Origin of the sequence: Arenimonas metalli CF5-1 (assembly GCF_000747155.1) — a bacterium.
In the GTDB taxonomy this organism is placed as follows: domain Bacteria; phylum Pseudomonadota; class Gammaproteobacteria; order Xanthomonadales; family Xanthomonadaceae; genus Arenimonas; species Arenimonas metalli.
The window spans coordinates 287,947-311,751 of sequence record NZ_AVCK01000012.1 but is presented as its reverse complement, the minus strand read 5'-3'; the positions used below and the strand labels follow the sequence as shown (position 1 = coordinate 311,751).

At 68.4% G+C, this 23,805-nt stretch carries 18 protein-coding genes; 4 read left to right on the top strand and 14 right to left on the bottom strand.

Annotated features, from left to right (window positions below; all coding sequences use genetic code 11):
- Positions 1 to 36: 36 nt before the first annotated feature.
- Positions 37 to 903 carry a helix-turn-helix transcriptional regulator gene (locus N787_RS05060; protein WP_169742284.1) on the bottom strand — a complete coding sequence of 289 codons (867 nt, stop codon included), beginning with the start codon at positions 901 to 903 and terminating at the stop codon, positions 37 to 39.
- 97 nt (positions 904 to 1,000) lie between these two features.
- On the opposite strand from N787_RS05060, the gene N787_RS05055 reads away from it, so the two are divergent.
- Genes N787_RS05055 through N787_RS14245 form a run of 4 tightly spaced genes read left to right on the top strand, consistent with a single transcriptional unit; the run spans position 1,001 to position 7,625 of the window.
- On the top strand, positions 1,001 to 2,431 hold the full coding sequence (locus N787_RS05055) for a Wadjet anti-phage system protein JetA family protein (RefSeq protein WP_156968905.1): 1,431 nt from the start codon (positions 1,001 to 1,003) through the stop codon (positions 2,429 to 2,431).
- Entirely contained in the window at positions 2,428 to 3,033 is a 606-nt protein-coding gene (locus N787_RS05050; RefSeq protein WP_034211201.1) for a DUF4194 domain-containing protein, read from the top strand. Before N787_RS05055 ends, N787_RS05050 begins: the two co-directional genes overlap by 4 nt.
- Positions 3,020 to 6,457: an SbcC/MukB-like Walker B domain-containing protein gene (locus N787_RS05045; RefSeq protein WP_034211200.1), complete on the top strand. Its 3,438-nt coding sequence runs from the start codon at positions 3,020 to 3,022 to the stop codon at positions 6,455 to 6,457. The genes N787_RS05050 and N787_RS05045 overlap by 14 nt, the downstream gene beginning before the upstream one ends.
- On the top strand, positions 6,432 to 7,625 hold the full coding sequence (locus N787_RS14245) for a Wadjet anti-phage system protein JetD domain-containing protein (RefSeq protein WP_052575143.1): 1,194 nt from the start codon (positions 6,432 to 6,434) through the stop codon (positions 7,623 to 7,625). Before N787_RS05045 ends, N787_RS14245 begins: the two co-directional genes overlap by 26 nt.
- A gap of 90 nt (positions 7,626 to 7,715) precedes the next feature.
- Here N787_RS14245 and N787_RS05035 read toward each other — a convergent pair whose 3' ends face one another.
- The 13 genes from N787_RS05035 to N787_RS04975 form a co-directional block, all read right to left on the bottom strand.
- Positions 7,716 to 9,944: a TonB-dependent receptor gene (locus N787_RS05035; RefSeq protein ID WP_034211199.1), complete on the bottom strand. Its 2,229-nt coding sequence runs from the start codon at positions 9,942 to 9,944 to the stop codon at positions 7,716 to 7,718.
- Positions 9,945 to 10,104: 160 nt separating this feature from the next.
- A complete protein-coding gene (locus tag N787_RS05030) occupies positions 10,105 to 10,731 on the bottom strand; it encodes a hypothetical protein (protein WP_034211198.1) in 627 nt (208 codons plus the stop codon).
- Positions 10,732 to 10,745: 14 nt separating this feature from the next.
- Complete coding sequence (locus N787_RS15210; RefSeq protein WP_211252129.1) at positions 10,746 to 11,204, bottom strand: hypothetical protein; 459 nt, start codon at positions 11,202 to 11,204, stop codon at positions 10,746 to 10,748.
- 79 nt (positions 11,205 to 11,283) lie between these two features.
- On the bottom strand, positions 11,284 to 11,961 hold the full coding sequence (locus tag N787_RS05020; protein WP_052575142.1) for a DUF6629 family protein: 678 nt from the start codon (positions 11,959 to 11,961) through the stop codon (positions 11,284 to 11,286).
- Positions 11,962 to 12,060: 99 nt separating this feature from the next.
- Positions 12,061 to 12,942: an alpha/beta fold hydrolase gene (locus tag N787_RS05015; protein WP_169742283.1), complete on the bottom strand. Its 882-nt coding sequence runs from the start codon at positions 12,940 to 12,942 to the stop codon at positions 12,061 to 12,063.
- A 22-nt stretch (positions 12,943 to 12,964) separates the two neighbouring features.
- Positions 12,965 to 13,483: a DUF1269 domain-containing protein gene (locus tag N787_RS05010; protein ID WP_034211194.1), complete on the bottom strand. Its 519-nt coding sequence runs from the start codon at positions 13,481 to 13,483 to the stop codon at positions 12,965 to 12,967.
- 67 nt (positions 13,484 to 13,550) lie between these two features.
- Positions 13,551 to 14,705 carry a cyclopropane fatty acyl phospholipid synthase gene (gene cfa, locus N787_RS05005; protein WP_084590625.1) on the bottom strand — a complete coding sequence of 385 codons (1,155 nt, stop codon included), beginning with the start codon at positions 14,703 to 14,705 and terminating at the stop codon, positions 13,551 to 13,553.
- The gene (locus tag N787_RS05000; RefSeq protein WP_034211187.1) at positions 14,702 to 15,829 is read right to left on the bottom strand and encodes an acetate/propionate family kinase; all 1,128 of its coding nucleotides are present in this window, start codon (positions 15,827 to 15,829) and stop codon (positions 14,702 to 14,704) included. The genes cfa and N787_RS05000 overlap by 4 nt, the downstream gene beginning before the upstream one ends.
- Complete coding sequence (locus N787_RS04995) at positions 15,826 to 17,433, bottom strand: ABC1 kinase family protein (protein WP_034211186.1); 1,608 nt, start codon at positions 17,431 to 17,433, stop codon at positions 15,826 to 15,828. The genes N787_RS05000 and N787_RS04995 overlap by 4 nt, the downstream gene beginning before the upstream one ends.
- Positions 17,430 to 19,892, bottom strand: a complete 2,463-nt coding sequence (locus N787_RS04990) for a phosphoketolase family protein (protein ID WP_052575141.1) — start codon at positions 19,890 to 19,892, stop codon at positions 17,430 to 17,432. The genes N787_RS04995 and N787_RS04990 overlap by 4 nt, the downstream gene beginning before the upstream one ends.
- Positions 19,893 to 19,932: 40 nt before the next feature.
- Positions 19,933 to 20,850, bottom strand: coding sequence for a ribose-phosphate diphosphokinase (locus N787_RS04985; RefSeq protein ID WP_034211184.1), 918 nt, complete (start codon positions 20,848 to 20,850; stop codon positions 19,933 to 19,935).
- Complete coding sequence (locus tag N787_RS04980; RefSeq protein ID WP_034211182.1) at positions 20,847 to 22,358, bottom strand: thymidine phosphorylase family protein; 1,512 nt, start codon at positions 22,356 to 22,358, stop codon at positions 20,847 to 20,849. Before N787_RS04980 ends, N787_RS04985 begins: the two co-directional genes overlap by 4 nt.
- Positions 22,355 to 23,746 (bottom strand): MBL fold metallo-hydrolase RNA specificity domain-containing protein, encoded by a 1,392-nt coding sequence (locus tag N787_RS04975; protein ID WP_034211179.1) that lies wholly within the window; start codon positions 23,744 to 23,746, stop codon positions 22,355 to 22,357. Before N787_RS04975 ends, N787_RS04980 begins: the two co-directional genes overlap by 4 nt.
- Positions 23,747 to 23,805: the final 59 nt, after the last annotated feature.

Genomic DNA, 23,805 nt, shown 5'->3' with positions numbered 1-23,805 from the left:
TACCGGACGGCGTCGGAAGGTTCTGTCCCCACGCCATTAGCTCCCGAGCACCCCGCCGTCCGACGTCTCCGCCCACCGGGCACAGGGTGGCAATTGCTCGGGCTCGTGAACCTGCAGCAAAAACGCCGGCGGCAACTCGCGGTCCGGATCCAGCGCCGCGCGATAGGCCTGGATGAGGTAGGGGACCAAGGGAGCGCGCCGCGTCAACGCCAACCCCACCGTACCTTCGAAGTACTCCAGGCGAATCATCTGGCTCTGCGCAGCCGTGAGCGCTTGATGCGGTCGCAAGCGCAGGGTGGCCGGCGTGTTCCACTCCACGTCCTCCGCGCCGGTAGCCGGGGCGCTGACCGGTACCGCCGTCGCGCTGCGCACTCGCCCCAGATTGAAATCCCGGAAGGCCTGAGCCCGCTCGCAATAGGCCCGGACGTGCCAGCGCACCCCGGCCTGGATCAGGGCATGGGGAAAGATGCGCCGACGCGTGCCCTCAGGATGGCGCAGCGACTGATACTCGATGTCCACGCCTTGGCCGGTGCGAATCGCCGCATGCACGACGGGGAAAATTCGAAGTGACGTGTGCGTGGCATCTTCGAGCACCGATTCCGACGGGACGCCCGTTTGCAGGCCGCCTTCGCTGCCGGCGGCGCCAACCAGCTGCTGGTACTCCCGAAACGATCCTTCGGTGAGAACCGGTTTGACCCAGTCGGTCGCGCGATACCCCCGCTCCCCCGGAACCGGGTGGCAGTTATGCTCGGCCTGCTCGCGGTACGCGGTCAGGTCCCGACTGGCCTGGACCGCGTGCACTGGGAAAAATTCTCGCAAACGGCTGTTGGTGACCCGACCCTCCCAAAGCAGCAGGGTTTCGATCGCTTTGAGGCGGTCCAGAGGGGCTTGGCGGCGCGGCATGGGGAAGGGGAGGCCCGCGGAAAGGTGGGAAAACCATAACATGGCGTTTAACTAAACACCATGTTATGTTTAACTTCATGTTACGTTTGTGATGCCCGTGACTGATCCCAACGCCAACACGCTGTTCGACCGCCTGCCCCGGACCGTGTTCCGGCCCTTGGCGGCCGCCAACAACACACGCTACTGGGATCTGCTCGGTCGCCTGGTCGACGAGTTCTGGGGCGACGGGGCGCGTACGCCCGGTGAAGACGTTCCCAAAAGCGAGTTGATTGCGGCCCTGGAGTCGTACCTGGTCGTAAGCGACCCCTGGGAAGCCGAGGACGGCGCGGCGCCCGATACCCCAGCCAACATCCGGGCCCATGGCATCTACAGCGTGTTTCGGGACAGCGGCTGGTTGAGCCAGCGCAAACGCGGCGTACGCGACATGGCCACCATTCGCCCGGTGCTGGCCCAGTTTCATACGCTGCTGCGTGAATTCGGAACCAAAGAGCCTGAGTTCCTCGGTAGCGAGGTCCGCTCCGTATTCCTCAACCTCCAGGAGGCCGCGGGCGGGAAGGGGGACGCCTACGCCAAGGCGGCGCGTGAAGCCAAGCACTGCATGACGCATCTGGCGAGCACGGGCGTGGCGGTGTACGACCTGATGGCGTCGCTGCAATCGGTGGCCAGCACCCGGGAATTCGTGGCGGGCTATTTCGATGACTTCATCCGTCGGCATTTCATCGGTGACTACCACGAGCTCCGAACAAAGGCGCACCCCCTGCAGCATCGGACCGCCATCGTCACTTTGACGCTCCAGATTCAACACGACCCGGAGCGGCGGAAAGACATCGTCGCTTGGTACCAACACAACACCGCCGGGGGCGACGCGGATCGGGCCGAAGCCTATTTCGAGCGCGACACCCGCCGTTTGATGCGCCTGGAAAGCGTGGAGGACGAACTTCGCCGACTGGATGACGAGATTCGCGCCGCCAACCAGCGGGCCTTGGCGTATCTGGATTACCGCCTTCGTGCTCCCAGGCATTTTGACAAACTGATCGCCCGGGCGATTACCGGCGTGGCGTCGCTGCGCGACGGCGATCGCGCCTTTCCGGCCGGGGCAGCGGGCGAGCTGGCGGGCGAGGGTTGGCTGGGCAAGGCCCGGCAGGTCACCCGCGAGCCCGACGCCACCCGGGTGCAAACGCGGGTCCCCACGCTCGAGGAACTGGCCCTGCAGTCATTGCGCAAACGCATGGCGGACGCTCGCTTGGTCCGCCCAGACAAGCTGGCGGCCTATGTCGCGAGACACCTTCAGGGGGCCACCCCCGTGTTCTCTGACCAGTTGCAGATTGAGACCGTCAGCGACTTGTGTTGCTACCAGCGCTTGCTGCTGATCGCCTCGCGCAACGAGGCCCCGCTCGCAGCGGCGCGCCAGGATCCGTTCGTACAGATGTTGCCGGCGGTCCGCATCCAGTTCGTCGATGGCCCGCGCACCCTCAACCCCTACGTGGAACACCGGCGTTTTGTTATTCAACGGGAGAAAGCCGCATGACCGCCTCATGGGAGCGGCTGGCCGAGGCCACCGACGGACGTTACACCGGCGCCGATTTCGAGCGGGCGGCCTACCAATTGCTGGTCGAACAGGTGGTCTACGCCGCTGATCGCGGCAGCGCGACCCCGTATCACCTGCTGGTGACCTACGCCGCCGCGTTTAAGGACGTGCTCGACCGACTCGGCGTCACGATGCAGCACAATCACCACCACAACTACGTGGTCGCGCTCGCGCGGCACCGGGTGGGCCCACGCATGCGCCTGTCAGAGACGCGCCTGGCACTGGTGCTTCGTCGACTCTACGACGATGCCATCCACCGGGCGGACGTGACCGACGGGGAGGCCTTGGTCGGGTTGGAGGATCTGGAGCGCGCCTACGGTGAATTGCTCGGTCGTCCCTTTCCGTCCAAAGGCGAATTGGACGACCTGTTGCAGGCCCTGCGTCGCTACGGCATCGCGAAGATCGAGGGTGCGGAGGATCCCCTGCAGCCCTACCACGTGGTAATTCGCGCCGGGATCGTCGATGTCCTGGGCGAGTCCGCGCTGCTGCAGCTGGCGGCGCACGGGGTTGATCCCGAGGAGGGAAGCGATGAAGCTGCTTGAGTCGGTGACGTTGGTGCAGTTCTTCCTGTACGAGCGGCAGGACCTGACCATGGGTCGCAATACGGCCTTCCTAGGCCCCAACGGCACCGGCAAGACCGCGTTGCTCGACGCCATTCAGGCAGTGATGCTGGCGGCGGATGCGCACCGGACCCATTTCAACGCGCAGGCGGACGGCAAGAAGCGGGCGCGGACGCTGCGCGACTACTGCCTGGGGGTCTTTGACCAGTCCGAGGAAGGCCGGTGCCGCGATGTGGCCAACACGTACGTGGCCTTGGGCTTTCGCGACGAGACGTCAGGCCAGGTCGTCACCGCGGGCATCGCGCTGTCGGCGAGCGCGCACAGCCCGGAGGTCATCGTCCAGGGGCTGTTCATCCTGCCCGGCGTGGCCGTCGACAGCGCCTCGTTCCTGGAGCAGGGGAGCGGTGGCTCGCAGGTATTGCCTTGGAAACGATTCCAGGCCCAGGCGGCCGATGCGTGCCGACAGGCAGGCTCGATCGGCACCGCCGTGTTCACCACGAACCGGGAAGACTTCACCCGGCGCTTGCTGGTCGAACACCTGGCGGCGCCTGGCGATCGCCCGAACCCGCAGGCGTTCCGAAATGCCTTCCAGCGCTCGCTGCAGCTCAAGGGCATGGACGATCTGAGCGTGGCGCTGCGCGACCACCTGATCGAGGCACGGCCCACGAATGTGCGCGAGTTCCGGCTCAGGCTCGACCAGTTCCGCCAGGTGCGCGACGTGGTGCGACTCACCAAGGAGAAGATTGACCAGGCCAGCGTGGTCTGCGGCAAGTACGACGTGGTGCGCCGGGAACGGATTGCGGAAGCGAACTATGCGTGCCTGCGGGCCGTGTACGACAGCGAGCGGCTGGGCGAGTCGATGGCGGAGGCGAGCGATACCGTCACCACGCTGGCCGGCGAACTCGATCGCGCCCAAACCGAGCACCGCCGAGCGCAGGCTGCTTTTGAGGCGGCCGACGCGGCGAAGGAGCGGGCGATTGCAACGCTTAACCAGGATCCTGACTACGCCCGCCAGGCCGGCAGCGCGCAGCACCTCAGTGACCGCCAGAAGGATCTTGCGCAGCAGCAGCGAGCGCTGCGCGCCAGTGTCCAGGCGATGACGGCTGCCGTGCGCACGGCCGGCGGGTTGCCGGTGCTTCTGGAGAGGCGAGGCCTGTTCGAGGCCGCGCTCACACAGTTGGCTGACCTGGACAGCAGGTTGGCGCCGGACGCCGGCACGGCCCCGGACGCCGTGAGCGTGGCCAGCGCCCTGCGGCAGGTCGAGCTGGCGTACCAGGCCGTCCGGCGTGCCTTGGCCGCGGCCGAGGCCGAATACAAGGAGGCCGAGGCCCGGCGCAAAGACGCGGCCTTGGCCCTGGAGCGCTCAAACCGGGGCTTGGCTGAGCTCAACCCGGAGGTCGCTCGCCTCCAGCGCGAGCTCACCGAGGCGGGAATTGACTGCACCCCGGTTTGCGATCTGGTGCGGATCTCGGCGCCGGCGTGGCAGCCGGTGATCGAGGCGTATCTGGGGCCGCACGTGCAGGCGCTGCTGGTGCCCCGGGGAAAGGAAATCGCCGCCGTACGGGCCTATGAGGGCCTGCGCGGCACCCAGGCGGTGTATGGCGTCAAGCTGGCCCTGCCGTCGCGCCTGCGGCCTTACCGGGCCCTGGCGGGAGGTCAGCCCGCCGCCCTTCTGCTCGATGGCGAGAATGCGGATGCGGTGACCTACCTGCGCGGCGAGCTCGGGTCGGTGATGTGCGTGGAGTCCCTCCCGGACCTGGTGGCAGGTCAGAAGGGATTCACCCGCACCGGCATGATCGCGACCGGCAGCGGCGTGGAGCGCCGGCGGCTGGCCAGTGCCGAGCATCTTCGGATCGGGCGAACCGACTCGCACGCGCAGCGGCGCAAGGCACAGGCCGAACTCGAGGAGAGCACGCGCCTGGCCACTGCCCGCAAGGCCGAGGAGCAGGCCCTGCAGGGTGCCCTGCTGCAACTCACGCCGTTCGGCAACCTCCAGGTTACGCAGCACGATATCGAACAGCGGCTGGCCGAGATCGCCGCCGGGCAGGCCGTGGTTCAGGACTTGACCGAGCGCCTCGCCACCACCGCCACGCCGGGAACCCGGTCTTTGCAGGACGCCGTCACCGCGGCGCGCCTGGCCGCCGTCGAGGCCAAGCGCCAGGAAAGCCAGGGGCTCGAACGGGTGACCACCCTCAAACAGCGACTGGAGACGTCGCAGCGGACCGTCAACGAGCTAGCCGGGCAGCTCGCGCTGGCCGCCGGCACCGAGCGCACGGCCCGGCAGGATGCGCTGTACGACGCGCAGGAGGTAGATCGCCATCGGGCGCGCCTGGACGAGCGCCACCCGGTCATGGACGCCCGGATGCAGGCCTGCGAGGCGGCCATCCAGCGGGCGCGCTCGAGCGCCGCCAGCGCGGATCGAGAGGCCTGGTCTTTGCTGGCGGCCTATGTGGCCCAATACCACCTGGCCGCCGAGGGCCTGGACGGCCAGTGGATTCCGGCCCAGCGCTTTATCCAGCGCGAGCGCCAGCGGCTGGAGGAGACCGAACTGGCTGCGCGGCTGGAGGAATCCGAGGAGGCTTACCAGCGGGCCCTGGAGATCTTCCGGACCGACGTCGCACAAGCACTGCTGTCGGGTTTCGACCGCGTGGACGAGCAAATGCGCGGTCTGAATCTGGTGCTGAAGAACGCACCGCCGTTCTCCAACAACGAGCGCTATCAGTTCCGCTCCCGGGTAGTCGACCTGCACCGCCCCTTGTACGACTTCCTGCAGCGGGTCCGGGAGGTCGGAGGCGACAACGGACTGTTTGGCGAGGCCGGCCAGGTGCCGGAGGCGTTTAGGGAGCTGATGGAGGGCGACGCCAGCTCGGTATTGCTGCAGGACGGCAGTCCGTTGGCCGACTACCGGCGCTTTTTCAGCTTTGATGTCGAGATCAGTCGCGAGGGCAAAGTCATTGGCCTGCTGAGCAAGCGTTTCGGCCCCGGGTCCGGTGGCGAGCATCGCACGCCCTTGTACGTGATCTTCGGCGCGGCACTGGCGGCGGCGTATGGCAAGGTACAGGGGCACAACGGCGGCGGCGGGATCATGCTGCTCGACGAGGCGTTCGACAAGATGGATACGCAGAATGTCCGTGCGGCCGCGCAGTACCTAAACTCCCTCGGCCTGCAGCTGATCATGGCCGGCCCCGAAACCGACCAGCCGAAGCTCTCCTCGTTCCTGAGCGTTTACTACGACATGGGCCGCTACGGCGGAAAGACGATCCAGATGGACTGCACGGTGCTGACCGACGCCACGCGCGAGCTGCTGGCCAGCGACAACCCGATGTACCACCCGGAGTTGGTCGAACAGGAGATGGCAAGGCTGGCCAGGGAGCGAGGCGATGGATCTGAGCCAAGCGACGCTTGAGCAATTGCTGGCGCGCGGCGAGAGGGCACTGCACGCGGCGAGCACGCGGACAATTCGGGCCTCGTTCAAGGACACCCAAAGTCCGTACTGGGCGCTCACGCTGGATGACCGGGTCCTCCTGCATGAGCGCATGCGCGCGGCCGAGACGGCTGGGGCGGTGCGCCTGGAGTGGTCGAAACTGGGCGGCGACGAACGCCCCCTCGATGGCGTGGTATTGGTCAGCCTGCGGCACCTGGCCGCGCACCTGGGCCGTCCCACCGTCGCCGATCAGGTGGACACTGCCGAACGTGTGTTGGCCCCCTGGGCGGCGTCGGAACTGCCGATCCCGACCCTGCTGGCCACCTGGCGGGCCCTGCGCACGGTGCGCGGAATGGGGCCTGACGCCGCGCCGGACTTCGCGGACGCCGCGCGGCTGGTCTGCCACCTTCGCGGGCAGCCGGCGGAGGACCGCGTCCTGCGGCAGGTCAGCGTCGAGCTGTTCGCCCACAGCAAGCGGATCGAGGCGTTGCAGCGGCACGTCGACGTGCTGACCGCCGAGGACGTGCAGGCCCCCGCGCGCCACGCCGAAGAAGTCTTCGCACGCATCGGTTTGCGCAAAGAGCCACAACCGTTCCTCGTCTCAGGGCACGGCAAGATCCTGCTCCCAGGCGAGGCATGCCGGATCGTGCGGCCCTATGTGGGCGTCTCACCGTCGGCGGTTATCGGCTACGCCGGCGCGCCCGCGTGGATCCTCACCATCGAGAACCTGACCACCTTCCACGTCGCGGCAATGGCGCTTGGGGCCCGCACCGACGGCCTCATCCTCTACACCGGCGGCATGCCATCGCCGGCGTGGTGCCGCGCCTATGCCCGGATCCGAGCGGCCTTGCCGCCGCGGGCCACGGCCTATCACTGGGGCGACATCGATGAAGGCGGGTTCCGGATCGCCTTGGTCATACAGCAGGCGGACCCGGCAACTGCGGGACTGCACCCGTGGTTGATGGACCCCATCGCGTGCGGTGGAAGACGGGTCGAGGTCTCGCCGGCCGCGTGCGCGGCCATGTCTCGAAACGCGCTGCGATTAGGTTGGAACGCCGTTGCCAACGGAATTCGCGATGCGGGTACCCGGGCAGGGTGCGAGCAGGAGAGCATTCCTGTTCGCCTTCCCGGCCTGGGCCCCGCCGGCTAGCGTCGGAACGCTCACCTTTCCAGTGCCTGCGTGGCCTGCGCCCGCGAGCTGTGGGTCGGCGTCGCAATCCCTGCCTGACCCATGCATCGGCTAGAACGCGAATCGCGCACTGAGATAGTAGCTGCGCGGCGCGCCGGGCGTAATGTTGCTATCGCTGTGCGCGGACGGGAAGTAGGTCTTGTCGAAGAGGTTTTCGACATTCAGCTGCAGGTCGACATTCTCGTTGACGGCGTAGTACACGGCGCCGTCGAAGCGACTGTAGCTCCGCAGCGTCACCTGGTCGCTGGTCGAAGCAAAGGACCGGCTTCGGTAAATCGCACCCAACCCGAGCCCCCAGCGTTCCGAGAGTTCGAAGCGGTTCCAGAGCCCGGCCATGTGCTTGGGGGACTGGGCCAGCTCCGTACCCTCCGGCGTGACGCTCGTGGGGCCGGTGCGGATATCGCGCGTGATCACCGCATCCTGATAGGTGTAGCTGGCCACCACCTGCCAGGTCGGCGTGATTTCACCACTGAGCGAGAGCTCCAGTCCCTCGGTTCGCTGGCTGTCGCCCGCGAACAGGATCATCTGGGTCGGGTCGATCGGGTCGACCACCGCCACGTTGCTGCGGCCGAGCCGGAAGGCGGCCGCCGTCGCGCTCAAGCGCGGCGTGATGTCCCACTTCGCGCCGATCTCGTAGTTCTTGAACTCTTCGGGATCCAGGGCTTGCGTACCCGGCGTCAGCGATGCCAGCTGCTCGCCCGAGCGCGGCAAGTACGTGACTCCGTAGCTGGCATAGAACGAGAGCTGGTCGGCCGGCTGATAGACCAATCCGACCCGGGGCGAGAACAAATCGTCGGACGAGGAGAGGTCGCGATTGGCCGGCGACACCCCGTTGCGCTGGTCGGTGAAGTCCACATCAAACCGATCCCACCGAACACCCAGGACCGCTTCCCACTCTGGCGAAAGGGTGATCTGGTCCTGGGCGTAGAGCGCGGCGAAGCGGGTGACACCGGCGTTTCGGGCATCACCGCTGCCGCCGGCGCTGTTGTTCGCATAGTCCACCGACAGCCGCACGTTCGGATCCGACAACGCCACCAGACAAGTGCTGGCCGAGCTCCCGGGCAGGCAGACGGACTGACCCGGCGCGAAGCGGCCGCTGCGACGCTCGTTGCTCGTTTCCTGACGACCGATTTCGGCGCCAATCAGGAAGCGGTGTTCGATGGGGCCGGTGGCCAGGTCAAACGTCAGGTCCGTCTGGTTGAATGCATTCTCGCGTCGGGTGTCGTTGTTGTACGCCGAGAGCGCCACGGTGGTGCCGGCCGCATTGACGTTGCCGGGGAACACGTTCTGATAGAACTTGTCGTAGTCCGCATAGCGGAACCGGTTGCGCAGGAACGCCCCGCCGAAGTCATGTTCGATCAGCGCGGTAAAGGCGTTGACGTCCACCGATGCCGGACTGCCTTGAGGATCGCCGAAGAAGGTCTCCCGGTCGGTGCTGACCGGATAGCGCGTGCCGTCGAACGCTTGGGCGGCGGACAGGCTGGGGATGCCGCGATCTGCCGTGCGTTCGTCGCGGAAAACCTCATAGCCCAGCGTGACCACCGTGGCGTCGGTCGGCCGCAGCGATAGCGTGGGGTTCAGCCCCTTGCGGCGCAGTTCGAATCCGTCTCGAAAGCCGTCGGAATCCTCATAAACACCGGAGACGCGGAAGGCCGCACGGTCATTGAGCGGCTGGTTGAGGTCGGCCGTCAGGCGGCGCTTGTTCCACGAACCTATCTGCAGGCCAATCTCGCGGGCGGGGTCGGCGCCCGGCACTTTGGTGACGCGGTTGAGCAGGCCGCCGGGGCTGCCGCGACCGAAAATCATCGCATTGGGTCCTTTGAAGGCTTCAATGCGCTCGATGTTGTACGTATCGCGGTAGTACTGCGTGTCATCGCGCAATCCATCCACGAACAGATCCGCCGTGGAGCTGTTGCCTCGAAACACCAGGCCATCGCGATTGCCTTCGCCCTGGGTGACGCTGATCCCTGGGACATAGCGCACCGCATCGGCCATCCCCTGGATGCCCAAGTCCCGGATGAGGTCTTGGGTGATGACGGTCACCGCCTGGGGCACGTCGAGCAGGTCGGTGTCGGTCCGGGTCGCGGTCAAGGTGGTCTTCTGGACGTACCGGTAATCGACCTTGCCGGTCACCTCGATGGTGGCAAGCTGGGTGGTCGGCGCCGCACCCGACGCGGGCGCGTCGGCGTCAGGGGCGGCGGCGGCAGCCAGCGTTGGGGACAGGATCAGGGCAAGGGCAGCGGCCAGCGGGGCAGGGCGGAGGGCAGATCGGGACGTCATGGCGAAAGATTCTGGTGTGCGGCACGGGCCGCGGCGGCGCCACTTTAATGCGAATAGGTCGCATTTACAACACGAACGCCGGCCCTTGGGCCACCGGGTCCGTCGGCACCGGCCCCGGGGCGGGCGCGGGGGCCTCCGCCCCCCGCCGCCCGCGCCGACCTCAGGTGGGCAGCGCCTCGCTTTGCCGCAGCCAACTGGACGTCACGGTCGCGTACTCGTTGAAGAGCAGGTCTCCCGGGTCGAGTGCCATTTCCTCGCACAGGGCGGGCAGGGCCGCCTGAAACTGCCGATAGCGGGCCTGGACCCGGGCCGCGCCGGGGATGGTCTTGCGCTTGGTCGCGTTGGCCAACCAGTTGCGGACGCGGGCGATCAGCACCAGCGGGTCATCGTTGTGCGCCTGGATGTCCTGACCGGCAATATCGGACAGGAACTGCTGATAGCGGAAGCGTTCGCGATCGACGATCAAGCTGAACTTCTTGGCTTGGTCACCTTGTCCAAAATAACGGGCGCCCAGGAAGACGCCCAACTCGAACGGCATGTTGAATCTCGGCAGCGCATTGCCCTCGCTCAGCTCGGTCCGCGAGATATCGTGGATCCCGAACTTGCAGGCCTCGATGATGCGCCGGATCTTTTCGATCCGGACATCGCCGCCGTCCTCGACCTCCTGCGCGCAGCGCGGTTGATAGCCGCAATCGATAATCGCGAACACGGCGGCGAACAGCATCGGGCGGTACTGCTCGTCAAACGGGCAGTTGATGAACACGCTGGCGGCATAGGACGCCTTCATGGTGTGCGCCCGGCTCACTTCTTGGACTTCCGGCCCGTCAGGACGCGGTTGACCGCTTGCTCCACCCGCCGGGGCGCCAGGGCGCCGCTGCTGATGGGCTTGAGCACCACCCGCGTGGTCTGGCCATCGGCCGTGCGGCGCGTGCTGACGTGTTGGGTAAGCGCGGACCCCGCCAGGCTTTTCGCCGACGATTTGGTCGCCCCGCCCTTGGCGGCTCCAGGCGTCGATTTCGACTTGCCCGTCGTCTGCGTCAACACGCTGCCGGCCAAGGAACGCGTCGCCGGCCGAGCGCGGGGATCGGCCAAGACGGCCCCTGCTTTTCTTGCCACACCGGAGGAGGTTTGCTTTTTCGTGCCCGCCTGCGCCAAGGCGCTACCGGCCAAGGACTTGGCCCGGTCGCTCGCCCGCGCATCCTTGAGCACTTTGCTGGACTGGGTGGCGACACGGGACGAGGTTTTCTCAGACTTGGCCATGGGGCCTCCAGGGACGGCAGGGTCAACCCCCGCACTATGGCGTAGGTGCGTGGACGGGGAAAGTCGTTGCCCAACGGGCCTAGGTGCGTTGCCAGCGCGGATCGGCAGGGATCCCGAGCCCCGAGCTCGGCCCAGGGCGGTGCCTTACGTGCAGATGGATGACCCCGCTCAGCAGCGCGGCGAAGAAGCACCAGACCGAAATAAACCATTGGGCATAGGCCACGTAGGCCGCCACCGCGGAGATCAGCGCCAACACGCCGAACCAGCGGATCCAATGATGGCTGGAGAGCATCTGACTCACCGTCGTGGCGGCCAAGTACAACCCCAGCACCATCGCGATATAAAAGTGCGGCGAGTCGTAGTCGATATGCTGGCCAACCGGGCGGGCCACAATCGGATTCACGACCATGCCGTAGAGCAAGAAGCCGCCGACCAGGGCGCCGGCCACCATGAACCCGAACAGGCCGTGGCGCCGGGGTCCGGGAGGTTCGGCGAGCCACACCGCGAGCGGCACGTAGATCGGCCACAGCACGTGCGAGAAGAGGGAGTAGACCTGCGTGGCCGGCCCTAGCAGGCCGTGAAGCGTGCCGTTGAGGCCCAACCACACCAGGCCCTCCAGCGCCTGCTGGATCGCGAACAGCACCGGGATGGCGGCCAAGGCCCGATCCCCGGGTCGCTCCACCCGACGCAGGGTCAGCGCGCCGATCCCCAACAGGACGGCGCTGGCGGTGAAACTGGCGGTGGCGGAAAAGCACATGGGCAGACCCTCGATGGTGGGGAACGGTTTGGATCACGGCATCGCCCGAACTCGCATGACCACCTGCCGGGCGCGATATCCCCTGCTGGCGCACCCTCCTCAGTCGCCAGCCCCGGGCGTGATCGCACCGGTCGAGTGGACGGTGGCGGGCGGTCGTATTTGACCCAACAGATCGCCAATCGCGGCCTGGCAGGCGCGTGGCTGGCGAAGCCACGGATGGTGGTCCGCATCGAGCTCCAGCAGTGCCCAATGGGCGCGGTGGCGATGCAGGGATCGAATGCGACTGATCGGAGCCGTTCTGTCGTCCCGCCCGTGGATGCAGACCACCGGCAGATCCGGGGGCAATGCGGCCGCATCGGCCGCGCTGTCGTGCCGGTAGATGACATTCCACAACGACGTGGCGGAGCTCATGGCGTTGTGTTGGACGAGGTCTTGCGCCACCACCCGCGGGACATCGCGTATCAGGTGCGGCAGCAGGCCGCGGGCTACGCGCCGCGTCACCACGCAGGCGAGCATGGTCGCCAGCAGGTTGGTGTAGATCCAGCCCCCCGGTTGCTGGCGAAACCAGGTCGCGGCATCGTCGCGCGAACCAAACTGCGGCAATCCAATCAGGACCAGGCCCTGGACGCTGGCCGGGTGCAGCGCGGCAAAGGCCAGCGCCAGCGCCGCACCCAACGAATGTCCGACCAGGACCTGGGGCCGCGAACTGCACAGAGTGCGCCGGAGCGCTTCCAAGTGGCGTGCCACCGTGTAGCGGCACCAGGGGCGGGGAGAGGCGCCGAAACCGTAGAGGTCGACCAGTTGCGTGTGGATGCCCGGAAAAACCGGCGGCACGGGCGTGGACTGCCAGTAGCGCGCGGTTCCTCCCAGCCCATGCAGAAAGACGACGGAGGTGTCCCCCGCGCCCAGGTCCACGGTATGCAACCGGCGCACGCCGTGGTGCGCGCCCTGCTCAGCGAAACCGGGCAAGTCTCGGGTCACGGCGCAGCGGTCCTCCGCGCGGTCAGTGGGGCGCCGGGGCGGGCGCCGCACTCGCCAAGGCCTGCTGCAGGCGCACCTCGATATCGGACGGCAGCGAGGTCTTGAGCAGGCGTCCGCCCGTGCCCTCGAGCTCAGCGATCACCTTGTCGGTGGTCATCGACCGGACGAGCACGAACAAGGCCGAACAGCAGGGCTCGACCTCGACGCTCAATTCGCGGATGAACTCGTCGTCGATGCCATAGTCGGCCTGTCGGCCCGCCAAGGCGCCGAGTCCGGCGCCGCCCAGTCCGCCCACGGCCAGGCCCAGCGGCCCGGCGAAGATGACGCCGACCAACAGGCCCCAAAAGGCCCCGGTCGCGGCGCCCGCCGAGATCAGGTTGACGGATTGCTGCAAATGAAGTTTGCCATCGGCGTTTCGGCGCACGATCACGGCATCCTCCAGCGCGATCAGGTATTCCCGCTGCAGGTCTTGCAGTCGCGCCAGGGTCTTGGCTGCGGCGTCTTCCTGATGCTTGTAGATCACGGCAATGAGGGTATTCATGGGCGGACTGCGGTGGGGTGGGTGAATGGTGGCGCGGGTGGAACGGTCAAATCGTTCAAGGGAGGGCTCAACGAGGCGCGACATAGCCGCCGGGCACGCCCCGCGGGGACAGCACGAGTTGCCAGAGCTGACACTGGCGCTCCCTGAAGGTCGCCATGCTGGCGGCCAAATAGAACCGCCACATGCGCCGGAAGCGCGTGTCGTAGCGCGCCGACAGGCGGTCCCAGGCGGCCTCGACGTTGTCGCGCCACGCCTGCAAGGTCCGGTCGTAGTCGGGCCCGAAGCTGTGCCAGTCCTCGAGCACGAACCGGCCTTCGCTGGCGGCCGTGATCTGGGCGGCCGAAGGCAGCATGGAGTTGGGGAAGATGTAGCGCTCAATCCACGGATCGGTGCGATTGGTCGAGACGTTCGTGCCGATCGTGTGCAGCAACATCAATCCGTCGGCCGGCAGGCACTGTGCGGCCAATTCGAAGTAGTGGCGGTAGTTGCGCACGCCGACGTGTTCGAACATGCCGATCGAGAAGATGCGGTCGACGGGCTCCTGGAAGTCGCGGTAGTCCTGTACCCGGATCTCGATCGGCAGGCCCCGGCACAATTCGCGAGCGTAAGCCGCCTGCTCGCAGGAGATGGTCAGCCCGATGCCGTGGATGCCATAACGCTCTGTGGCGAACCGGAGCGCTTCGCCCCAGCCGCAGCCAATGTCGAGCACGCGCTGACCCGGGGTCAACTGCAGCTTGCGGCAGACCAGGTCGAGCTTGGCCTCCTGCGCGGCGTCCAGGGTTCGGGCGCTGCGCCAGTAGCCACAGCTGTAGACTAGGCGCTTGCCCAGCATCGCGGCGTAGAGGTCGTTGCCCAGGTCATAGTGGCGCTCGCCCACGGTGACGGCGCGACGCCGCGTTTGGGCGTTGATCAGCCGCGCCCGCACGGCGGCCCAACGATCGGCCCACCCCACCACCTGGTGATTCAACCGGGCGCGCAACAGCCGCGCCAGCAAGGCGTCGAGGGCGGGTGCGTCCCAGTCCCCGTCCATGTAGGACTCCCCCAGCCCCAGCGAGCCCTGCGCCAGCACCCGGGCGAAGAAGCGCGGGTCATGCACCTGCAGGTCCCACGGCTGATCGCCATCGAGCGTCACCTCGGCCCGCGCCAACAGCGCCGCGACCCGATCGCGAAGCGCGCGGTCACCCCGGGACAACGTCCGCTGCGGCGCGCTCGCCCGGCTCATGGCGTTGGCTCCGCCAGCGCCGCCAACGCCAGCTCCTGCTCTTCGTCGGCCCGGACAACGAAGACCGAGATCGCCGCGCCGGCCGCGTGGATCTGCGCCACCCCGGCTGCATTGGCCTCCGGGTCCAGGCGCAGGCCCATCCAGGCCAGACGTTCGGCCACGGCGGCCCGGATCGGCGCGGCGCCATCGCCAATGCCACCCGAGAACACGATCGCGTCCACCCCGCCGAGGCTGGTCGCCATGGCCGCGACGGCCTGCGCGATTCGAAGGGCGTAGTGCGCCCGGGCGTGGCCGGCCGACTCACTGGTATCGGCCAGCAGTTCGCGCATGTCGCCACTGCCGCCCGACAGCCCCCGCAGGCCGGACTCGCGCCAGAGCAGGTGTTCGATCTGGGGCAGCGGCATGTGCCGTGTCTGCGCGAGGTACAGCACGACGCCGGGGTCGAGGCTGCCCGACCGGGTCGCCATCGGCACCCCGTCCAGGGGCGTCATGCCCATGGTGGTATCGACGCTGCGGCCGTTGGCCACCGCGCACAGGCTGGAACCACCGCCCAGGTGCACCAGCACCAGCCGCGCCTGCGCCAGCGCCGGGGCCAGCGCCGAGAGTTGGCGCACGGCCGAGGCGAAGGCGAGGCCGTGGAAGCCGTAGCGCATCACGCCAGCCGCATGCAGGCTCGCCGGTACCGGCAGGCGCCGGGCCCACGGCGCGAGGGTCGCATGCCAACTGGTGTCGAAAGCGGCCACCTGCGGCACCCCCGGCCAGCGGTGCCGGGCGGCATCGATCAGCCGCAGGGCCGGGCCTTGATGCAGGGGCGCCAACGGCGTGAGCGCCGTCAGCTCGGTCATCAATGCCTCGGTGACGCGGGCCGGACCCGGGCGGGCCGCGCCGTGCACGACCCGGTGCGCCACGCGCGAAGGCTGCCCGGCCCTGGCCGGCAGCTGCACCAGCAACTGCGACAGCCAGCGGTCCGCACTGCGGGCGTCATGCGCATCCTCGGGCAGCACGGCGATCTTGGCGCGGGCCGCCGACGTGATCAGGACGCCCTGCGCATCCATCGCGTAGTACGCCGCCTTGACGGTGGCCGAGCCGACGTTGATCGTCAGGACATCGCGCGGCGCGCTCATAGGTGCCCCGAGCGCGAGATGGCGCGCACCAGCCGCCAGGACAGCACGAGCGCGGCCGCGAACGCCAGCCCCGAGAGCACCGGCAGATGGCCCCACAGGCGCGGCCCGGCGCCGTGCAGCATCATCACCGACCCGGCCAGGTACAGGCCCAGCGTCACCAGCGCCAAGGCCAGGCGATTGCCGGTGCGCGCCAGCGTCGTTTCCAGCGGCTCCAGGCCGCGATGGTGCAGCGACAGCGCGGGCCGCCCTTCGTCCAGTTGCAGCTGCCGAAGCATCTGCATCGCCACGACCGGCAGCTGCTCGGCGCTCTTGAGCAGTTGCTCATGCATCGGCCGCCCGCCCGCCTGCTGCTGCAAAGTCTGGACCATGCGTTGGGCGCGGGCGCCCAGGGCCTGCATCAGGTCCAGATCCGGGTCCAGGCCCCGCAGCGTGTTCTCGGCCAGGAACAGCGTGCGCATCAGGACCAGCAGATGACGGGGCAGCCGGAAGTTCGCGCCCGCCCCGATCCGCGCCACCCGCCAGATCGCATCAGCCATGGACCATTCGTTGAGGGGCAGGGTGGCCAGGCTGCTGAGGATTTCACTGATGGCACGGACGTAAGCCTGACGGTCAACCGGACCCGAGATGAACCCCATGGCCACTACGGCGTCGAGTACATCCTGGGGTTCGTTGGCGACCAAGCCCTCAATGAGTTGCGCGAAGGCCACGCGCGCCGCGGGGTCCAGGAAACCGATGGACCCAAAGTCGTGGAAGCACAGACGACCGTCCGGGAGCTCAAACAAGTTTCCGGGATGGGGATCGGCGTGGAACACCCCGGACCCCATCAGCTGGTGCACATAGGCATCGAGCAGCCGTCCGGCCAGCTCGCGCCCACGCGGCGTGCGATTCCGGGTCGCGATGGGCGCTCCGTGGCTGAATTCCTGGACGATCACGGCGGGCCCCACCCACGGCTCGACCACGTGGGGCAACGAGAGGTAGGGGAGCGGGTCGAGCGTGTGGGCCAGACGGCGCATGTTGCGCGCTTCCTGGACCATGTCGATCTCCTGATGCAGGGACTGCCCGAGTTCGTCGACCAGCTCCAGCGGCTGATAGCGCCGCAGACCCGGCACCAGCCACTGGCTGACGCGCACGAAGCGCCGCAGCAGCCGCAGATCGGCATGCACCTGGGCCACAATGCCAGGCCTTCGCACCTTGACCGCGACCGTGCGCCCATCGGGCAGTTGGGCCCGGTGCACCTGGGCCACCGAGGCGGCCGCAAACGGCACCAGCTCGAATTCCGCGAACAACTGGCTCACTGGCTGGCCGAACGCCGATTCAATCGCCGCCACGGCCAAGGCCGACTCGAACGGGGGCACGTGGGCATGTAGCGCTTCCAGTTCCGACAGGTACGGCGCCGGCAACAGGTCCCGCCGCAGGCTCAACCCCTGGCCCAGTTTGACGAAGGTCGTGCCCAAGCCTTCCAAGGTCTCGCGCAGCCGCGCCGGCAGGCTCTCGGGGGCGCGCCGATGGCGCCGCCACCAGGTCCAGCCGAAGCCGCCCAGGGCGACCGCGATCTGCAGGCTGCGGGGCAGGCGCGAGGCAGGCTTTGGCTGAGAGCTGCTCATGCCGGGTACGTGATGACGGTCGGGTCGCCGCGGCCGGCCAGGGCGGCTTGCTCGTCGGCGCGCAGTCCGTCGTTGAGGGGGCGACCCAGCACCGCCAGCGCCGCCGCCACCGTGTGCGCCCAAGTGCAGCCATTGGCGAACAGCAGCCCGGGCACATCCAGCGTGCCGCCTTGGTTCACAAAACCCAGCGCCCGCGTGGTGGCGGGCCCGGTGTCGATTCGGCGCAACGCGCCCAAATACGGCTCAGGCCGGGTGTGGGTCACGAACACGCGCGGGGTGCCCGCCGGGAAATGGCGCAGCACCAACGCATCAGACAGCACGTACGCGCACTCCCGCGCGTCGCGCCCGGCCCGCAACCGCCCGGGCTCGCCGATATAGATCACCGCCGCGGCGATACCGGCTTCGCGAAGACGCCGATGCGCCCGCAGCACTTCCCCCAGCTGGTAGCTGCCCGTGGCGGCCAACAAGACGGCAGCCGTGTCGGGATCGCCGTGCAGCAAGAGCAGGCCCTCGTCTGCCAACAGGCGGGCCTGCGCCGGCGTCAGCCGATTGGGGACCTCGCGTTTGGGCACGACCAGGGCCGTGATCGTGCCCAGAGCTTGGATACTGTGGGTAAGGGCCGCCATGGCGCTGTTGCCATCGGGCGGGAAACACACGCGGGCACCGTCCGCCATTTCGCCGAGCAAGGCTTCGGCCAGGGTGGGGTCCTGGTGCGACTGCTCGTTCTTGGCGTTCTCCCAGGTGTGCGAGGTCAGTACGACCGGCACGCCCAGCCAGCCCGGCGGCCGCCCGGCCTCGCGCAGATGCCGGGAGAAAATGAGTTCCTGGCGCAAGGCGCCCAGCATCTTCGGGGCGAAGGCCTCGTACGTCACCACCAGGTTGAGCCCGCCCTTGTTGGCCAGGGCGGCGCAGACGACGGCCTCCTCATTGAGCGCGGTGATCACGGCGCCGGTGCGCGATTCTGCGACGCCGGCTTCCGGCTCCTGCACCCGGTGTTTGAGCAGGTCCAGGGTCGCGTCGAGTTTGTTGCTGCGCAACTCATCGGGATTACCCACGCGCGGGCGCAGCTGCGGGTTGGCCTGCACCAAGCGAACAAACTGACCATCCAGAGCGGCCATCGGCGAGCCAATCGTGCCGGGCTCCGCCCAGGCCGGCTCGGGCACGGTCGGCAGCGCCACCTGGCGGGTCGCGAGCGCGTGGTCGCGCTCGCGCGGCCGACCCTGAGTCGCGTGTGTATTGAGAGCCGCAATCGCCGCCTGCAGATCCGCCGGCGGCACGTAGAGCGGCGCACAGCCGGCATTGAACTGCTCGCGGGCGGCCGCATCGCGGTGGGGATTACCCGATAGCGGCAGGTTGTGGGCGGCGTTGGTGCCGGCGCCGGGAAACCCAAAGCCCTTGGGCGCCTCGGCGACACCGTAGCGCAGCGGGATTCGGAAATCGCCCTCGGGATGCAGCGCGGCCGCCTCGGTGCAGGCCTGCAGCCGCGACTCGATGACATGGATGCCCCAGGCGATGCTGGCCGGATCGCGCCCGTCCAGGCCGATGGGTTCGAATCCATTGAGCCGCAGGTGGCGATACAGCCAGTCCTCGCCGCCCTGCTGTTCGATCTGGCTGCGCTGCTCGATGCGCCGGCCGTTGAGGATCATGATGGGCGCGACCAAGCCCGAATCGTCCGGGCGCCACCAGCGCGGCGCCCAGTCGCCGCCACGCTGCTCCTCGAAGGCGCCATCGCTGACGAACGCGACCAGCCGCTCACCGGGCAGCGGCGCGTGCACGTAGTGCAGCTCGGCAAAGCCCAGATAGCCGCCTTCCTGCAGGCCGCCGGCGGTGTGGGCGTTGACGTGCGAGCCCAGCGGCGAGGCCGGCCGCCCCTCGGGCGTGAGCGCATAGGAGTAGAAGTCGCCCACGAATCGCGCCAGCCGCGGCTCATCCAGGCCATAGCGGGCCGCATGCGCCGGGCTCATGTTGTCGACGATCACGTTGAGCGCATCGATCGCCGCCACGCAGTGGCCTTGGCCCATCATCCAGGCGCGGGTTACCCCATCGAGCGCATTCATGGCCAGGTAGCCGGCGTAGGCCGGCACCATGTTCAACGCGCCGCCGGTGTGGCCCTCGGGCTGCGGCTTGAAGTCATCGGCCTCCAACGGCGCGCCGTCCAGGCGGACCCGCCGGGCGTAGGTCATGTGTGCTACCAGCCACATGCCGGCGCTGGCCACGCGATCGGCGGCGCTCAGGCGCCGATAGCCCGTCGCGCTGTCAGGCAGAGCGCCGGTCGCGACCAGTTCCTCGATCATCGCACGCACGCGCAATTGGGTGAGCGGGGTGTGTGCGATGACGCCATAGCCCGCAGCCCAGGCGGCGAAGGCCGGATCGGCCTGCGCGTAGCTCCGGGCCAGCTGGTCAATCCGGTGCTGGTCAATGGCGCTCAGGGCGCTGGCGGGACAGGTTAGGTCGTTCATCGGATCTCCAAGGCGCAGGCGGGGATGGGGGCAGCGCGCATCACGGGGCGGCCAGCGACGGTGTGCGCTCGGCAAGCAGCGCCTCGCAGGCCACGGCCAGGAGCGGTGCCATCCCAATGGCATTGCAGGCCGGGTGGGCAATGGTGTCGGTGCTGACGACGCGCTGGGCGCCCGCAGTCAGCAGGCGTTCGTAGGCGTCTTCGGAGAACACCGCGTGGGTGACCAGGCAGGTCGCGGGGAGCAATCCCAGCGTGGCCAGATGCTTGAGGGTTTCGATCATCGTGTGGCCCGAGGAGACGATGTCATCGACCACCACCGGCGTACGGCCGCGGGCGGCAATGGGGTCGGGCAGGCTGACACGCACTGCGCGATCCCCCTCCCGGATCTTGGCCAGCACCTGGAACGGCACCTGCGCTCGCGCGGCGATATCGCCGACCCATTGCGCCGACTCGCTGTCGGGGCCGATCAAGATCGCGTCGGGGACGTTGGCCTGCACCCAGGCCGCCATGGCCGGTGCCGCCGCCACGTGGCGGGTGGGGATCGAGAACAATCCGTCCAGGCGCGGATTGCGGTGCAGGTGTGGATCGACCGTCACCAGCCAGTCGACGCTTTGCTCCAGGAAGCGGGCAAAGATCGGCGCGCTGATCGCTTCGCCGGGATGGAAGCGGGTGTCCTGGCGCATGTAGGGCAGGTACGGGGCGACCAGGCCGACCGAACGGGCGCCCAGCTCGCGGGCGGTCTCGGCGACAAAGCGCAGCGCCAGCGCCACCGAGTCCACGTTCCTCAGGCCGGCCACCACCACCACGTCGACTCCGCTGAGTTGGGGGTCGAGCGTCACCAGCGATTCCCCGTCGGGGAACCGGCGCCAGCCCACGGGTGCCACGCGGGCGTTCAAACGCGCCGCCAAATCCACCGCCAGCGGCTGCAAATCGGGAAAGGGGATCAGCACGCGGCTCATGGGGTCTCCAGGGACAGGATGTCGGTGTGGGTCTGGGCGTAGGCCAAGGCGTAGTCGCGCTCGCCGGGGGACTGGGCGTGCACGGTGTACAGCGGTTGCCCGGCTACGACCGGATCCCCGATGCGCAACGTGCAGACGACGCCGGCCAAGGCCGCGCCGGGTGCGCCGGCCAACTTGGCCACCTTGGCCAGGCGTCGGTTGTCGATCGCGGCGATGCGCCCGGCACGGGGGGCCACTACCGGCGCCTGGAAGGGTGCTTCGCCCGGCTCGCTGAAGCCGCCTTGCGCCTCACAGATGGCCAGGAACTTGGCCCAGGCGCGACCCGAGTCCAATGCCTGCGTGGCCAGGGCCGGTCCCTGACCGGGCGGCGTGCCGGGCGCGAGCTCGAGCAAAGCGCCGGCGACGGCCAAAGCCCGCGTGCGCAGGTCGGCCGGGGCCCCGGGCGCGCCGCGCAGCACGGCCAGCACGTCGCGGGCCTCCAGCGCCGGGCCGATGCCCATGCCGACCGGCTGGCGACCATCGGTGTGCAAGACCGCCAGGTTCAGGCCCATCGCGGATCCGGTGACGGTCAGTCGTGCTGCCAGCGCCTGCGCCGCCGCGTCCGAGCGCACCTTGGCGGTGGGCCCAACGGGCATGTCGATCAGCACTTGGCTCGCGCCGGCGGCCACCTTCTTGGACAGCACACTGGCGACCAGTTGGCCGTCGCTGTCGAAGTCCAGCGGTCGCTCGACCCGGATCAGCACGTCGTCGGCCGGACTCAGGCGCACATTGCCGCCCCAGACGATGCAGCCGCCCTCGCGTTCGACCACCCGCCGCATCGCCGCCAAATCCAGCGCCACCGGTGCCATCACTTCCATCGTGTCGGCGGTGCCGGCCGGCGAGGTGATCGCTCGCGACGAGGTCTTGGGGATGCGATGCCCCAGCGCCGCGATGATCGCGACCACGATCGGGGTGGTGCGGTTGCCGGGCAATCCGCCCACGCAGTGCTTGTCCAGCACCGGGCCGCCGCCCCAGTCCAAGCGCTCGCCCACAGCCACCATCGCCCGGGTCAGGGCAATGGTCTCGCCGTGATCCAGGCGTTCGCCGGCGCAGGCGGTGACGAACGCCGCCAGCTCGATGTCCGACAGCCGATTGGCGGCCGTATCGCGCATCAGGGCCAGACAGTCGGCGTCGTCCAGGCGCGCCCCGAACACCTTGGCGCGCAGGGCGCCGGCCGAGGCGGCCGGCTCGGGATGCTGGAAGGTCGCGTAGGCGCCGGCCTCGGGCGTTACGGCCTGCCAAGCCGCGTCCGACAGCGCCACCTCATCGACCGCCAGGTGATCGCCCGTGACGACGTTCAGGGTGGCGATGACCTCGCGTGTCCCGACCCGCATCTGGACCCGGGTCAGGGCCGCAAAGCCCTCCGAGCGGCAGACGGGGCAGTCGCGGTGCATATAGACCACCGGCTGCTGGTAGGTATCGATGCCGGCGCGCACCACGCGCAGGCGGGTGTGGGCGTGCTCGGTCATGCCGCCGCCTCGCCGCCGAGCGGCACCCGTTCCAGATGCTCAGGGACGCGGCAGTGCCAGCCGAGCTCGCGCTCGATCCGGCCGCGCAGGGCATCGGCGGCGTCGGGTTCACCATGGGTGATGTAGGTCATCTTGGGCGTGACCGGGGCCGGGCGCAGCCAGGCAAGCAGTTCCTCGCTGTCGGCGTGGCCAGAGAAACTCTCCATGGCCACGACCTCGGCCTGGATCGGCACCTCCTGCCCGAAGATGCGCAACGATTTCTCGCCGCGCACCAGCGCCGCGCCCCGGGTGCCGCCGGCCTGGTAGCCGGCCAGCAGGATTGCGTTGCGCGAGTCCTGGCCAAACGCCACCAGGTGATGCAGGACGCGCCCACCGGAGAGCATGCCGCTGGCGGAGATGATGATCATCGGCCCGCGCTGCATATTGAGCGCCTTGGACTCCTCCACGGTCCGCACCATGGTGGCCAGCTCAAACATGTCCCGGCACTCGGCGTCGGTCACGTGGTGCTCGTCATGGTGGCGGTGGTAGAGGTCGGTGGCATTGATTGCCATCGGGCTATTGAGATAGACCGGCACGCGCGGGATCTCGCCGCGCTGACGCAGCCGGGCGATATGCAGCATCAGGGCCTGGGCCCGGCCGACGGCGAAGGCGGGAATGACAATGACGCCGCCGCGGGCGGCGACCCGCTTGATCACGGGCGCGAGCTCCGCCTCGGCGTCGGCGGTGGGATGTCGGCGGTTGCCGTAGGTGGACTCGCACACCAGCACGTCCGCACCCTCGAACGGCGCCGGGGCTTTCATCAGCGCGTCACTGGCGCGGCCGAGGTCGCCGGTGAAATGCAGGCGGCGACCGTCAATGGTCAGCGCAATCTGGGCGGCGCCCAGGATATGGCCGGCCGGGATGAACCGGGCACTGACGCCCGGCGCGAGGGCCTGCGGCTCCAGGAACGGGCGGCCATCGAATCGGGTCAGGCACGTCATCGCATCTTCCTGGGTGTACAGCGGCAGCGGATTGGCGTGCTTGGAGTAGCCCTTCTTCTTCGCGTAGCGCGCTTCTTCCTCCAGCAGATGGCCGCTGTCGGGCAGCAGCAGTTGGCTCAGATCGCGCGTGGCCTCGGTGCAAAGGATCCGTCCAGCGAAGCCTTGCTTGACCAGGGCCGGCAGATAGCCTGCGTGATCCAGGTGGGCATGGGTCAGCAGCACCGTGTCGATGGACGCGGGCGCGACCGGAAAATCCGCCCAGTTGCGCTCGCGCAGCTGCTTGTAACCCTGGAACAGGCCACAATCGACCAAAATCCGCTGGCCGGCGGCCTGGATCAGGTAGCGCGAGCCGGTCACGGTGCCAGCGGCGCCGAGGAAATGCAGGGAGCGGGACGCAGGGGAAGACATGAGGGGAATCCTTGTGGGGTAAGGGGCCGCCCGGGGCAGGCGGTTTCGGGGCCAGGCGC